The sequence below is a fragment of the Altererythrobacter sp. BO-6 genome (assembly GCF_011047315.1).
Lineage (GTDB): Bacteria > Pseudomonadota > Alphaproteobacteria > Sphingomonadales > Sphingomonadaceae > Erythrobacter.
In genome coordinates this window covers 1,882,501-1,895,299 of record NZ_CP049259.1, presented here as the reverse complement: position 1 = coordinate 1,895,299, position 12,799 = coordinate 1,882,501, and the positions used below count along the sequence as shown (strand labels likewise).

General features: G+C 64.2%; 14 protein-coding genes and 1 tRNA gene. 9 read left to right on the top strand and 6 right to left on the bottom strand.

Going from position 1 to position 12,799, the window contains the following annotated elements; translation table 11 throughout:
- Positions 1 to 3: 3 nt before the first annotated feature.
- The 5 genes from G6N82_RS09280 to G6N82_RS09260 all read right to left on the bottom strand — a co-directional run bounded on the left by G6N82_RS09280 (position 4) and on the right by G6N82_RS09260 (position 3,349).
- Positions 4 to 234: a lipoyl domain-containing protein gene (locus tag G6N82_RS09280; protein WP_165195834.1), complete on the bottom strand. Its 231-nt coding sequence runs from the start codon at positions 232 to 234 to the stop codon at positions 4 to 6.
- Positions 234 to 1,220: an alpha-ketoacid dehydrogenase subunit beta gene (locus G6N82_RS09275; RefSeq protein ID WP_165195832.1), complete on the bottom strand. Its 987-nt coding sequence runs from the start codon at positions 1,218 to 1,220 to the stop codon at positions 234 to 236. Before G6N82_RS09275 ends, G6N82_RS09280 begins: the two co-directional genes overlap by 1 nt.
- A 1-nt stretch (position 1,221) precedes the next feature.
- Positions 1,222 to 2,190: a thiamine pyrophosphate-dependent dehydrogenase E1 component subunit alpha gene (locus tag G6N82_RS09270; protein WP_165195830.1), complete on the bottom strand. Its 969-nt coding sequence runs from the start codon at positions 2,188 to 2,190 to the stop codon at positions 1,222 to 1,224.
- 96 nt (positions 2,191 to 2,286) lie between these two features.
- Positions 2,287 to 3,051 carry an SDR family oxidoreductase gene (locus G6N82_RS09265; protein WP_165195828.1) on the bottom strand — a complete coding sequence of 255 codons (765 nt, stop codon included), beginning with the start codon at positions 3,049 to 3,051 and terminating at the stop codon, positions 2,287 to 2,289.
- Between the two features lie 223 nt (positions 3,052 to 3,274).
- A tRNA-Thr gene (locus tag G6N82_RS09260) sits at positions 3,275 to 3,349 on the bottom strand.
- 88 nt (positions 3,350 to 3,437) lie between these two features.
- Between G6N82_RS09260 and G6N82_RS09255 the strand changes: the two genes are divergently transcribed.
- From G6N82_RS09255 to G6N82_RS09215, 9 genes are read left to right on the top strand one after another with little or no spacing between them, the layout of a single operon-like run.
- Complete coding sequence (locus G6N82_RS09255; RefSeq protein WP_165195826.1) at positions 3,438 to 3,584, top strand: hypothetical protein; 147 nt, start codon at positions 3,438 to 3,440, stop codon at positions 3,582 to 3,584.
- A 33-nt stretch (positions 3,585 to 3,617) separates the two neighbouring features.
- Positions 3,618 to 4,304 carry a 2,3-diphosphoglycerate-dependent phosphoglycerate mutase gene (gene gpmA / locus G6N82_RS09250; protein ID WP_165195824.1) on the top strand — a complete coding sequence of 229 codons (687 nt, stop codon included), beginning with the start codon at positions 3,618 to 3,620 and terminating at the stop codon, positions 4,302 to 4,304.
- A 22-nt stretch (positions 4,305 to 4,326) separates the two neighbouring features.
- Positions 4,327 to 4,806: a 5-(carboxyamino)imidazole ribonucleotide mutase gene (purE, locus tag G6N82_RS09245; protein ID WP_241255060.1), complete on the top strand. Its 480-nt coding sequence runs from the start codon at positions 4,327 to 4,329 to the stop codon at positions 4,804 to 4,806.
- Positions 4,806 to 5,873, top strand: a complete 1,068-nt coding sequence (locus G6N82_RS09240; RefSeq protein WP_165195820.1) for a 5-(carboxyamino)imidazole ribonucleotide synthase — start codon at positions 4,806 to 4,808, stop codon at positions 5,871 to 5,873. Before purE ends, G6N82_RS09240 begins: the two co-directional genes overlap by 1 nt.
- A gap of 2 nt (positions 5,874 to 5,875) precedes the next feature.
- Positions 5,876 to 6,364, top strand: a complete 489-nt coding sequence (locus tag G6N82_RS09235) for a dihydrofolate reductase (protein ID WP_165195818.1) — start codon at positions 5,876 to 5,878, stop codon at positions 6,362 to 6,364.
- A complete protein-coding gene (locus G6N82_RS09230) occupies positions 6,361 to 7,299 on the top strand; it encodes a bifunctional riboflavin kinase/FAD synthetase (protein WP_165195816.1) in 939 nt (312 codons plus the stop codon). The genes G6N82_RS09235 and G6N82_RS09230 overlap by 4 nt, the downstream gene beginning before the upstream one ends.
- On the top strand, positions 7,296 to 10,283 hold the full coding sequence (gene ileS / locus G6N82_RS09225; RefSeq protein ID WP_165195814.1) for an isoleucine--tRNA ligase: 2,988 nt from the start codon (positions 7,296 to 7,298) through the stop codon (positions 10,281 to 10,283). Before G6N82_RS09230 ends, ileS begins: the two co-directional genes overlap by 4 nt.
- Entirely contained in the window at positions 10,276 to 10,779 is a 504-nt protein-coding gene (lspA, locus tag G6N82_RS09220) for a signal peptidase II (RefSeq protein WP_241255059.1), read from the top strand. The genes ileS and lspA overlap by 8 nt, the downstream gene beginning before the upstream one ends.
- 33 nt (positions 10,780 to 10,812) lie before the next feature.
- Entirely contained in the window at positions 10,813 to 11,223 is a 411-nt protein-coding gene (locus G6N82_RS09215) for a DUF3035 domain-containing protein (RefSeq protein ID WP_165195810.1), read from the top strand.
- 114 nt (positions 11,224 to 11,337) lie between these two features.
- Here the strand turns inward: G6N82_RS09215 and G6N82_RS09210 are convergent, their stop codons facing one another.
- Positions 11,338 to 12,651: a hemolysin family protein gene (locus G6N82_RS09210; RefSeq protein ID WP_165198121.1), complete on the bottom strand. Its 1,314-nt coding sequence runs from the start codon at positions 12,649 to 12,651 to the stop codon at positions 11,338 to 11,340.
- Positions 12,652 to 12,799 lie beyond the last annotated feature (148 nt).

The following is a 12,799-nucleotide window of genomic DNA, read 5'->3' as shown; positions in this document are numbered from 1 at the left end:
GCCTCACTCGATTGTGCCGATGAGGTCGCCGACCTTGTACCTGACGCCCTCTTCGCCGGTCGGGCGGATAATGCCGGAAGCCTGCGCCTCGATCTCCACCGTCGTCTTGTCGGTCTCGGCGGTGTAGATGATGTCACCCTTGTTGACCTGCTCGCCGTCGCCGAACATCCATTCGGCCAGCGTCACTTCGGTCGCGCTCATGCCCAGCTTGGGGATGCGGATTTCCTCAGCCATCAGGGTTTTCCTACGCTCGCCTTGATCTGTTCGACGATTTCCGCCTTGGTCGGGATCCAGGCCTGTTCGAGATGCGACGCGAAGGGCACGGCCGAGAATGTCCCGCCGATCCGGCGCACCGGACCCTTGAGATCATCCCAGCACTTTTCCTGGATATTGGCAGCGATTTCCGCGCCGGTGCCGAACGGCCGCACGGCTTCGTGCAGCGTCAGTGCGCGGCCGGTCTTGCGGACCGAAGCGAGCACGGTTGCCTCGTCATATGGCGCGATGGTGCGCAGGTCGACGACTTCAACCGAGATGCCTTCCTTCTCAAGCTCGCCCGCCACGTCGAGCGCATCGAGCACGGTGCGGCCATAGGTGATGATCGAAAGGTCGCTGCCTTCACGCGCGATCGCCGCCTTGCCCAGCGGGACGCGGTAGCCCGGGCCGGGATCTTCCGACTGGAGGCCGTAGCACAGGATATTCTCGATGAAGATCACCGGGTCGTTGGCGTCGATGCTGGCGCGCATCAGCCCGCGCGCATCGGCCGGATTGCTGGGCGTGACAACATGCAGGCCCGCGACATGGGCAAACCATGCCTCCAGCATGTCCGAATGCTGCCCGCCAAAGCCTACACCGACACCGGTGGTGGTGCGGATCACGATCGGGCACGGCGTCTGCCCGCCCGACATGAAGCGCAGCTTGGCGGCGTGGTTGACGATCTGGTCCATGCACACGCCGACGAAGTTCATCAGCATGATCTCGGCGATCGGGCGCTGGCCCGCGAGCGCCGCACCCACCGCCGCGCCGATGATCGCAGTTTCGGAAATCGGCGTCGCGCGGATGCGGTGCTCGCCATATTTCTCGGTCAGGCCGGAAGTGACCTTGAACACCCCGCCGCCCTGCTTGGCCGACACGTCCTCACCCAGGCAGAACACGCCCGGGTCTTCGGCCATCGCCTCGTCGATCGCGAGGTTCAGCGCCTGTGTCATGGTGATTTTACCCATGTCAGTTCACCTCCTCGAGCACGTCACGATAGATTTCAGCGGTATCCGGCAGCGGCGCATCGAGCGCGTGCTGGACCGCGGCATCGATTTCCGCATCGATATCGGCGACGATCCTGTCGAGCTCTTCCTCGGTGAACTGGTGCTCCAGCATCACCTTGCGCAGCTTGGGCAAGGGATCCTCGCGCTTCATCTCCTCGATATGTTCGGGCGGCATGTAGGAGAAGTCGGAGCCGAAGAAGTGGCCCATCATGCGATAGCACATCGCCTCGACCAGCGTCGGCCCTTCGCCGCGGCGCGCGCGGTCAACCGCCTCCTTCACCGCCGGGTAGATCTCATGCACATTGTTCCCGTCAACCGTTACACCCTTCATCCCGTAACCCGCCGCGCGCGATGCGATGTTCTTGCTATGGGTGTGATCGGCATAGGCGGTGTGTTCGCCATAGCGGTTGTTCTGGCACAGGAAGACCACCGGCAGCTTGTAGAGCTCGGCCATATTCATTGCCTCGTGAAAGCCGCCGATATTGGCCGCGCCATCCCCAAAGCTGACCAGCGTGACCCGCCCGTCGCCATTGTTCTGGCTCGCCATGGCAAGACCATTGGCAATCGGCAGGCCCGATCCGACCACCCCGGTCGTCACCATGATCCCCGTTTCAGGATCGGTGATGTGCATCGTGCCGCCCTTGCCCTTGCAGGTGCCGGTCGCCTTGCCCAGGCATTCGCCCCACCATTTCTCGATCGGAATGCCCTTGGCGGTCTGCTCGCCCTGTCCGCGATAGGTGCAGACGACGTAATCGTCTTTCTCCAGCGCGGCCATGGCGGCGGCAGAAACCAGCTCCTGCCCGCGCACGCAGTAATACATCACCGCAACCTTGCCCTGCATCAGCAACTGGCGGAATTTCTCGTCGGTGCGGTTCACCTTCATCGTGCGGGTGTAGATATCGAGCAGTTTCTCGCGGTCGATTTCAGCCATTTGATCTTACCTCTGCTTGTCCCGTTCGTGTCGAGCGAAGTCGAGACACCTTACCAACGCCTCTCGACTGCGCTCGAGGCGAACGGCAATTCGTGACTAGAATTGAACACGCTGGGTAAAGCCGCCGTCGATGACGACGTTTGACCCGGTCATGTAGGGCACCGCCGGGCTGGCAACGAAGACGATCGCTTTCGCCACTTCCTCGTCATTGCCGAACCGGCCCATCGGCATCTTGGCCAGCACGCCTTCGTAAAGCTGCGGCATCATGTCCTTGATCATTTCCCAATTGCCGCCGGGATAATAGATCGCGCCGGGCGAAACCGTGTTCACGCGAATGCCCTTTGGCGCCATCGCCTGGCTGAGCTGCGAGGCATAGGTGATCAGCGCCGCCTTGAGCGCGTTGAACGGATTAGGCGCGATGAAGGTTTCGAGCGCTGCGGTCGATGACATCATGACGATCGAGCCGCTATTGGACTTTTCGAGGTGCGGGGTCAGCGCCTCGACACCCAAAGCCGCGCCCATGATATCCATGTCGAGGCAGGCCTGCCAGTCGCCGGTGCCGCCGGTGCCCGATGCGCTGGCGGTGTGGATGAAGATGTCGCACCCGCCCAGCTCGCCTGCGGCCTTTTCCAGCCACGCCTTGTAGGCATCGCCGCCCGAAGCCATGTCGAACACTTCGGCAAAGACCTTGCCCGGTCCGGCCGCGTCGATCGCTTCCTTCGCCGCCGCGATCTTGTCTTCCTTGCGGCTGAAGAAAGCGACGTCTGCGCCTTCAGCCGCAAACAGCTTGAGCGAGGCAAGGCCGAGGCCATGGGCCCCGCCGTTCATGATGACTTTCTTGCCCTTAAGTCCGAGATCCATAGCCGCCTCTCCATCGCAAATGTGTGATGGCAAGGGGATACGGCGCGAAAACGCGGCGCGCACTCGTCAAAAGTGTGGGGAGGAAGAACAGAAGTTAACCGTCTCCAACGGTTGCGGAGCAACCGCAAGGCCAAGCGGCCGCCCCGCAGGTGCCCGACTGAAAGCAGTGAAGGAGGTTCAGCGCCGAGGACGTTCACGCGAAGGTGTGAACGAAAAGCGAGAATGGTGCTGCTGGGGAGGATTGAACTCCCGACCTCACCCTTACCAAGGGTGCGCTCTACCACTGAGCTACAGCAGCGCCGGAATGACGCGCGCCTATTGTCGCGCGCGCGCCGAATGTCAAGCGAGGCTTGAAGTGTGTGGCACATAGCGCCAATGCGTTTCGCATGGGTGAAGAGACGCACAAGAATATGTCGCGCGAAGAGCGTCTGGCGGCAAAACTGCGCGAAAACCTGCGCCGCCGGAAGGCGCAAGCGCGCGAAATGACCGAATCGGAGCCTGAAAGGCTTCCCAATGCGCGCGACGACAGCTAACGAGGCGCGCTCCTAGGATTAATCGGAGCAATCATGCCCAAGCTCATCCTCGTCCGCCACGGCCAGAGCCAGTGGAACCTCGAAAACCGTTTCACCGGCTGGTGGGACGTCGACCTGACCGAGCGCGGCGTGGAAGAGGCGATGGCCGCCGGCGCGCTGATGAAGGACAAGGGCGTGCTGCCCACCCGCGCCTTCACTTCGGTCCAGACCCGCGCGATCCGCACGCTCCACCTGGCGCTGCATCAGGCCGGGCGCCTGTGGATCCCGGAAACCAAGGACTGGCGCCTTAACGAACGGCACTATGGCGGGCTGACCGGGCTCGACAAGCAGGAAACCCGCGACAAGCATGGCGACGAGCAGGTCCATATCTGGCGCCGCAGCTTCGACGTGCCGCCGCCGGTGTTGGAACCGGGCAGCAAGTATGACCTTTCATCCGACCCGCGCTATGCCGGGATCGACATCCCGCGCACCGAAAGCCTGAAACTGACGATCGAGCGCGTGCTGCCCTATTGGCAAAGCGACATCCTGCCGGTGCTCAGCCGCGGGGAAACGGTGATCATCTCCGCCCATGGCAATTCGCTGCGCGCGCTGGTGAAGCACCTCTCCGATATCTCGGATGAGGACATCACCGAGCTGGAGATTCCCACCGGCCAGCCGATCATCTATGACTTCGACAATGCGATGGTGCCGGGCGAACGGTACTATCTGAAAGACAGTTGAGGTCACCATGGGGGCCAAAGGGATGGGACGTGTCGCTATCGTGATGGGCAGCCAGTCGGACTGGCCGACCATGCAGCGCGCCGCCGAGGTGCTCGACGAGCTGGAAGTCGAATACGAAGCGCGGATCGTTTCCGCGCATCGCACGCCGGACCGGATGAGCGCCTTTGCCAAAGGCGCCGAGGGCGAAGGCTTCGACGTGATCATCGCAGGCGCAGGCGGCGCCGCGCATCTGCCGGGCATGATCGCCGCGATGACGCATCTACCGGTGCTGGGCGTGCCGGTGCAGTCCAAGGCGCTCAAAGGCATGGATAGCCTGCTTTCGATCGTGCAGATGCCCGCCGGTGTCCCGGTCGGCACGCTGGCGATCGGCGAAGCGGGCGCGACCAATGCGGGCCTGCTGGCGGCGGCGATCCTGGCGCTGAGCGATGAGGAATTGTCCGACCGGCTGCAGGACTGGCGCGCCGCGCGCACTGCCGCGGTGGCGGAGCATCCGGACGGCTGATGCTTCCACTCGGCTCCACCATCGGCATTCTCGGCGGCGGCCAGCTTGGCCGGATGATGGCCATGGCCGCAGCGCAGCTGGGCTATCGCGTGATCGGCTATGCCCCGCCCGGCGACAATGTGATGGACGAGGTCTGCGCCGATTTCTTCGCCAATGGCTGGGGTGACAAGGCGGCGCTGGCCGCCTTTGCCGCCAAATGCGACGTTGTGACCTGGGAATTCGAGAACGTGCCGCTGTCGGCGGTCGCGGCGATCCCCGAAAGCCGGTTGTGCCCGCATCCGCGCGCGCTCGAGACCGCGCAGGACCGGCTGAAGGAAAAGCGCTTCGTCGAAGGGCTGGGCGGGAAGCCCGCCCCCTATATGTCGGTCGATTCCGACCGTGACCTGGCGATGGCGATGGAGCGGATCGGCGCGCCCGGCATCCTCAAGACCGCGCGCGACGGCTATGACGGCAAGGGCCAGTGGCGGATCGGCTCGCTGCGCGATGCCGACAGCGTGCGCTTCCCCGGCAAGCCCTGCGTCTATGAAGGCATGGTCGATTTCCTCGCCGAATTCTCCGTGATCCTGGTTCGTGCGGCGGACGGCGAAGTGCGGTTCTGGGATTCGACCGCCAATGTCCATCGCGGCGGCATGCTGGCCACCTCCACCCTACCCGCCGGCGACGTGATCGAGGCGCAGGTTCCCGCAGCGCGCGAGATCGCCCGCCAGACCGCCGAAGCGCTCAATTATGTCGGCGTGCTGACGCTGGAGTTTTTCGCCACGGCGGATGGCCCGGTGTTCAACGAAATGGCGCCGCGGGTGCACAATTCGGGGCACTGGACGATCGAAGGCGCTGCCACCAGCCAGTTCGAGAACCACATTCGCGCGGTTTGCACCCTGCCGCTGGGCTCGACCGAGACCCGCTTCGAGACGATCGAGCTGCGCAACATCGTCGGCCCGGAAGCGCTCGACGCCTATGCCATCCTGGCCGAAGACGGCGAGGCGCATCTGCACCTCTATGGCAAGAAGGAAGCGCGCGAAGGGCGCAAGATGGGCCATGTTACGAGAGTTGGCAAAGCCCGCGCCTGACCATGCATGACGGCCTGTTCCTGATCTATGCGCGCGCGGCCAATGGCACGATCGGCCGGGACGGCAAGCTGCCATGGCACCTGCCCGCCGATCTCAGGCGGTTCAAGGCGCTGACGATCGGCAAACCGATGATCATGGGGCGCAAGACCTTCGAGAGCTTCCCCGCGCCGCTCCCCGGGCGGCGCCATATCGTGCTGACCCGTGCGCGCAAGTGGCAGGCCGAGGGCGCGGAAGTGGCGCATTCTCGCGCCGAAGCGCTTGAACTGGCGGGCGAAGGCGAAGTGGCGGTGATCGGCGGCGCGGAAATCTATGCGCTGTTCGAACCGCTCGCGCAGCGGATCGAGCTGACCGAAGTCCATGGCGAATACGACGGCGACACGCATATGCCCGCGCTCGACAGCGCGACATGGCGTGAAGTTACGCGCGAGTATCACGCCGCCGAGGGCGGCCGCCCGGCCTATTCCTTCGTGACGCTGGAGCGTGCCGCATGAGGTGGCTCGATCACCGCGAACCCATGCCCGCGGCATTGCGCGGCGCAGTGATCGCGCTCGGCAATTTCGACGGTTTTCACAAGGGCCATCAGGCTGTGGCGGGCGAGGCGATCCGCTGGGCGCACAAGGAAGGGCGCCCGTCGATCATCGCCACCTTCGATCCGCATCCGGTGCGCTTCTTCCGCCCCGATGTACCGCCGTTCCGCCTGACCACGCTGGAACAGCGGCAGGAGCTTTACCTGGCCGCCGGGGCTACCGCGATGCTGGTGTTCCATTTCGACAAGGAGCTGGCGAGCACCAGCGCGGAAGATTTTATCGCCGAAATCCTCGTCAAGCGCTTCGGCGCGCATGGTGTCGTGACCGGCGGCGATTTCACCTTCGGCCAGGGCGCGAAGGGCAATGTCGAACTGCTGCGCACCCTTGGCGGCGAATTGGGCCTGGCCAGCCGCGTGGTCGACGCGGTCGAGGATGCGACTGGCGTCGTTTCTTCCAGCCGCATCCGCGAAGCGCTGCGCGAAGGCGACCCCGAAACCGCAACCAGCCTGCTGACCCGCCCCTTCGCCATCCGCGGCATCGTCGAGCATGGCGACAAGCGCGGGCGCGACCTCGGCTATCCCACCGCCAACCTGTCGATCGACAAATATCTGCGCCCCCGATACGGCATTTATGCGGTGACCGGGCGCATCCTTGCCACCGGCCAAGTGCTGAACGGCGCGGCCAGCATCGGCGTGCGCCCGCAATTCACCCCGCCCAAGGAACTGCTCGAACCGCATTTCTTCGACTTCTCCGGCGATCTCTACGGGCAAGAGATCGAAGTCGCCTTCCACCACTTCCTGCGGCCCGAAGCGAAGTTCGACAGCCTCGATGCGCTGGTCGTGCAGATGGACAAGGATTGCGAGGAAGCGCGAAGGCTTCTAAGCGCCCGCGCAAGATGACAGAAAAGCGCGACTACAGAGACACGGTCTTCCTGCCGAAGACCGATTTCCCCATGAAAGCCGGCCTTCCCCAGAAGGAACCGGTGATCCAGGCGCGCTGGCAGGAGGAAGGCCTCTACACGCAGCTGCGCGAGGCGCGTGCGGGCCGCGAGAAGTTCATCCTGCATGATGGCCCGCCTTACGCCAATGGCGACATGCATATCGGCCACGCGCTGAACCACATCCTGAAAGACATGGTCTGCCGCACGCAGAACCTGGCGGGCAAGGATGCGCCGTATGTGCCCGGCTGGGATTGCCACGGCCTGCCGATCGAATGGAAGGTCGAAGAGCTTTACCGCAAGCAGAAGAAGGAGAAGCCCGTCCTGTCCGGCAAGGGCCGTGACGAGGCCGCGGTCAAGGCCTTCCGCGACGAATGCCGCGCCTATGCGCAGCATTGGGTCGATACCCAGCGCGAACAGCTGAAGCGGCTCGGCATCATGGGCGATTGGGACCACCCCTACCTCACCATGCAGAAAGAGAGCGAGGCGGTGATCGTCGCCGAGCTGCTCAAGCTGGCCGAGGCGGGGAACCTCTATCGCGGATCGAAGCCGGTGATGTGGAGCCCGGTGGAACAGACCGCGCTGGCCGAGGCCGAGGTTGAATATGAGGACATCACCTCGACCCAGATCGACGTGGCGTTCGAGATCACGGAAAGCCCGATCCCGGAGCTGGTCGGCGCCCACGCGGTGATCTGGACGACGACGCCGTGGACGATCCCGGTAAACCAGGCTTTGGCTTATGGGCCAGAGGTTGAGTATCAGCGTATTTCAGTGAGCCTCGATATTGATGTCGACTTGCCGGACGGTTCGGACGAACTTGCCCGGTGGATGCGCAACTGCGACTTTCTGCGGAACAATTCATTCCTCGTTGCTACTGAACTGGTCGAGGTTTTTGCAGAGCGTGTGAGGCGTGCGGTGCAAGACAGCGTGGGTCCGACAGCAGGGATCGCATTGGATGATCTCTACATCAGCTGGGCTGGCAAAGGCTCCGAACTCGCCGGAACCGTCGTGCGCCATCCGATGCACCATCTCGGCGGGTTCTACGCCGCGCCGCGTCCGCTGCTGCCGGGCGATTTCGTCACCACCGACAGCGGCACCGGGCTCGTCCATATGTCGCCCGATCATGGCGAGGACGATTTTGCGCTGTGCAAGGCGCATGGCATCGATCCGGTCTTCGCGGTCGACGATGGCGGGCTCTACCGTGACGACTGGGCATGGCTGGGCGGGCATGACGAGCGCCGCCGCAGCGTGATCAACGCCAATTTCAACGCGCCCGACGGCCCGATCTGTTTGGACCTGCGCGAGGCCGGCGCGCTGCTCGCCGCCAGCGCGGATTACCAGCACTCCTATCCGCATAGCTGGCGCTCCAAGGCCAAAGTGATCTTCCGCTGCACCCCGCAATGGTTCGTGCCGATGGACAAGCACCTGGCGCACCTTCCCGCGCTCTCGAAGGCAGAGCAACGCTGGGAAGGGGAAGGCGGCGATGTCACCATCGACGAGGAAGCGACCGCCGGTTCGCCCACCCTGCGCGAAATCGCGCTGGAGGCGATCCGCAACACCCGCTTCGTGCCTGAAAAAGGCCGCAACCGCATCGGCAGCATGGTCGAAGGGCGGCCTGACTGGGTGCTCAGCCGCCAGCGCGCCTGGGGTGTGCCGATCACGCTGTTCGTGCGACCCGATGGCTCGTATTTGCAGGACCCCGAAGTCAATGCCCGCATCGTCGCCGCGGTGCACGAAGAGGGGATGGACGCCTGGAACAGCGCCAACAAGGCCGCGTTCCTGGGGCCGAACCACAAGCCTGACGATTACGAGATGGTCACCGACATTCTCGACGTGTGGTTCGATTCGGGCTGCACCCATGCTTTCGTGCTGGAAAGCGGGCGCTGGCCGGACCTCAAATGGCCCGCCGATCTCTACCTCGAAGGCAGCGACCAGCATCGCGGCTGGTTCCAGTCCTCGCTGCTGGAAAGCTGCGTAACGCGCGGCCGCGCGCCCTACGACCAGGTGCTGACCCACGGCTTCACCATGGATGCCAAGGGCAAGAAGATGTCGAAGAGCCTCGGCAACACGATCGACCCACTCAAGGTGATGGAGCAATATGGTGCGGACATCATCCGGCTGTGGGCGCTCTCGGTCGATTTCACCGAAGACCACCGGATCGGCGACGAGATCCTCAAAGGCGTGGGCGACCAGTACCGCAAGCTGCGCAACACCTTCCGCTACCTGCTCGGCGCGCTCGACGGCTTTGTCGGCGACATGGGCGATGTCGGCGAAATTCCGGAGCTGGAGCGCTATGTGCTGGCGCTGCTGGCGGATCTCGACGGCAAGCTGCGCCAGGCAGTCGATGATTACGATTTCAACGCCTACACCCGCTTGCTGGTCGATTTCTGCAACGAGGATTTGTCAGCCTTCTTCTTCGATATCCGCAAGGACAGCCTCTATTGCGACGGGCCGGATTCGAACACGCGCAATGCCTATCGCACCGTGCTCGACATCCTGTTCCACGCGCTGGTGCGCTATGCCGCGCCGGTGCTGGTCTACACCGCCGAAGAAGTGTGGCAGAGCCGCTATCCCGATGGCGGCAGCGTGCACCTGCTCGAATGGCCGCGCGTTCCCGGCGTCGAGGCGGACGGCGCGCGGTGGGGCAAGCTACGTGCGCTGCGAGAGCGGGTGAACGAAGCGATCGAACCGCTGCGGCGCGACAAGGTGATCCGCTCAAGCCTGGAGGCCGAAGTCACCGTGCCAGCCGATGCGGTGCCGGATGGCTTCAGCGACGAGGACCTCGCCGAATTGTTCATCACTGCGACAGTCACGCGCGGGCAAGGCGCCGATGTGACCGTGACCAAGAGCAACCACCACAAATGCGGCCGCTGCTGGCGCCTGCTGCCCGAAGTGGCAGAGGATGGCGATTTGTGCGGCCGGTGCGAGGAGGTGGTCGGTGCGTGATCTCTTTACCCGCAACCGGCTGATCGGCCTTGCGATTGCCGCGGTGATCTTTGCCAGCGACCAGTTCGTCAAATGGCTGGTGATCGGCCCGCTGCAATTGCGCGAGCGCTATGTGATCGACCTGCTGCCCTTCTTCGACCTGCGCTATACCGAGAACCGCGGCGTGTCGCTGGGGCTGTTCGAAGCGACCAGCGCCGAAATGCGCTGGGTGCTGGTGGGCGTGACAGCGCTGATCGCGATCGTCGTCGCGGTGTGGATGATGCGCGAGCGGCTGCTTGGTGACATCATCGGCTTGGGGATGATCCTGGGCGGCGCGCTCGGCAATATCGTCGATCGCACCAAATTCGGCTATGTCATCGACTATGCCGATTTCCACATCGGGGATTTCCGCCCCTTCCTGATTTTCAATGTCGCCGATGCCGCTATCACCATCGGCGTGGTGATTATCCTTGCCCGTTCCTTTTTCGTCAGCGAAAAGGCCGAGGCGACAGTTTGAGCGGCCGCCGCAGCGGCCCATGGAGAAAATGCGATGCCTAGCCTGAAGACCCCGATCCTGCTGATCGCCACCAGCGCCCTGCTGGCCGGATGCGGCAGCGGCGGCTTTCTCAACCGCGAGCGCCCCGATGAATTCGCGGTGCAGCGCCAGGCCCCGCTGGTGGTCCCGCCCGATTTCAACCTGGTGCCGCCCGCACCTGGTGCCCCGCGTCCGAGCGAAGGAACCGCCTCGGAACAGGCGCTTGAGGCGCTGTTCGGCGGCCCGGCCCAGCGCAGCGCGATCGAAACCAGCGCGCTTGACCGTGCCGGCGCAGCCGCGCCCGGTATCCGCTCCTCAGTGGGCGATCCGCAAACCAACACTGTCGCCAAGGGCAGCGTAACGCGCGACATCATCGCCGCGCCCGAAGGCGACGGCGCCTCAGCGCAGGCGGTTATACCTTCCTGATTTGAGGGCACCCATCCGGGCGGCCCTCCTCGCTGCCATTTCTCCTTACAGTCGAGCTGCTGCGGCCGCGCAGTCGCGCTTGCGAAGCCTGAAGACTTCGTTGCCAGCTTTAACTCACGAGCGCTGCGACGACTCCATTTCCCGTGACACCAGAAGCTTGTCGATGCGGCGGCCGTCCATATCGACGACTTCGAAGCGCCAGCCCTGATCGTGGAAATGCTCGCCTTCCTCGGGCAGCTGCTTGAGCACGGACAGGACATAGCCCGCCACCGTGCCGAATTCGCGGTCATCGGCATATTCGATGCCCAGCCGGTCAGCCAGGGCATCGGCTGACAGCGCGCCCGAGACCAGCAGCGAGCCATCCTCGCGCTCGGTAATCAGCGGGCCTTCGCCCTGATCCTGATCGCTTACGAACTCGCCGACAATCGCAGTCAGCAGGTCGACCGGGGTGACGATCCCGTCGAGATGGCCGTATTCGTCATGCACCATCGCCATGGCGATTTCGGACTGCTGGAGCACCCGCAGTGCATCCATCGCGTCAAGCTGGTCAGGCACCACCTCGGCCTTCTTCATCAGTCGGCGCAGGTTCACCTTGCGCCCGGCCACCATGGTCGCCAGCACTTCGCGCACCTTGACGACGCCCAGCACGGCATCGGGCGATCCGTCCACCACGGGCAGCAGCGAATGCGGACTGTCTTCGATCGTCTGGCGGATCTCTGCCTCGTCAGCGCCAACATCGATCCAGTCGACTTCGGTGCGCGGCGTCATCATCTCGCGCACCGGCCGTTCGGCCAGCCGCACCACCCCGGCCAGGATCTGGTGCTGGTCCGCCTCGATCACGCCCGAACGGGTGGCGTCGGCGAAGATCATGTGCAGCTCTTCCGCGGTGACCGAGGATTGCCCGCCGGGGCGCACACCCATGAGGCGAATCAGCAGGCCCGAGGAGGTGTCGAGCACCCACACCAGCGGCGCGGCGACGCGCGCCAGGAATGCCATCGGCCGGGCCATGACGAGCGCGATCGGCACAGCGTGGCGCAGCGCCAGCTGTTTGGGCACCAGTTCGCCCACCACCAGGCTGAAATAGGTCGTCAGCGCGATCACCAGCGCAAAGCCTGCATCTTCGGCCCATTCCGGCGGCACGCCCAACTGCGCCAGCCTTTCCCCTGCCGGGGCGCCCAGGCTTGCGCCCGAATAGGCGCCGGCAATGATGCCGATCAGCGTGATACCGATCTGGACGGTTGACAGGAACTTGCCCGGATCGGCCGCCAGCTGCAGCGCCACGCGCGCACTGGGCGATCCCTTGTCGCGCTTGCCACGCAGGCTCGCGGTCTTGGCCGAGACGATCGCCAGCTCGGACATGGCGAATACGCCGTTGAGCACGATCAAACCGGCAATGATGATTGCGTCTGGCCAGGGAAAGGGTGTCACGATCATTCCCCGCTAGCACAAAAGCGGCGCCTTGCCAGCTTCATTGCGCAGCAAGGCGTAAGCGCCTAACAATACGGGGATAGCGGTCAACGCTTCGGGGGCGAGGCGCGATCGCGGGGGCGAGGCGCAACGTTCCGTTGTGCCCTTG

Bases quoted from the DNA above. Each gene is read 5' to 3' on its own strand.
- G6N82_RS09265 (WP_165195828.1), bottom strand. From the start codon at position 3,051: ATGGATCTCGGACTTAAGGGCAAGAAAGTCATCATGAACGGCGGGGCC.
- G6N82_RS09280 (WP_165195834.1), bottom strand. From the start codon at position 234: ATGGCTGAGGAAATCCGCATCCCCAAGCTGGGCATGAGCGCGACCGAA.
- G6N82_RS09240 (WP_165195820.1), top strand. From the start codon at position 4,806: ATGCTTCCACTCGGCTCCACCATCGGCATTCTCGGCGGCGGCCAGCTT.
- G6N82_RS09215 (WP_165195810.1), top strand. From the start codon at position 10,813: ATGCCTAGCCTGAAGACCCCGATCCTGCTGATCGCCACCAGCGCCCTG.
- G6N82_RS09275 (WP_165195832.1), bottom strand. From the start codon at position 1,220: ATGGGTAAAATCACCATGACACAGGCGCTGAACCTCGCGATCGACGAG.
- G6N82_RS09255 (WP_165195826.1), top strand. From the start codon at position 3,438: ATGGGTGAAGAGACGCACAAGAATATGTCGCGCGAAGAGCGTCTGGCG.
- ileS (WP_165195814.1), top strand. From the start codon at position 7,296: ATGACAGAAAAGCGCGACTACAGAGACACGGTCTTCCTGCCGAAGACC.
- G6N82_RS09230 (WP_165195816.1), top strand. From the start codon at position 6,361: ATGAGGTGGCTCGATCACCGCGAACCCATGCCCGCGGCATTGCGCGGC.
- G6N82_RS09270 (WP_165195830.1), bottom strand. From the start codon at position 2,190: ATGGCTGAAATCGACCGCGAGAAACTGCTCGATATCTACACCCGCACG.
- G6N82_RS09235 (WP_165195818.1), top strand. From the start codon at position 5,876: ATGCATGACGGCCTGTTCCTGATCTATGCGCGCGCGGCCAATGGCACG.
- purE (WP_241255060.1), top strand. From the start codon at position 4,327: ATGGGACGTGTCGCTATCGTGATGGGCAGCCAGTCGGACTGGCCGACC.
- gpmA (WP_165195824.1), top strand. From the start codon at position 3,618: ATGCCCAAGCTCATCCTCGTCCGCCACGGCCAGAGCCAGTGGAACCTC.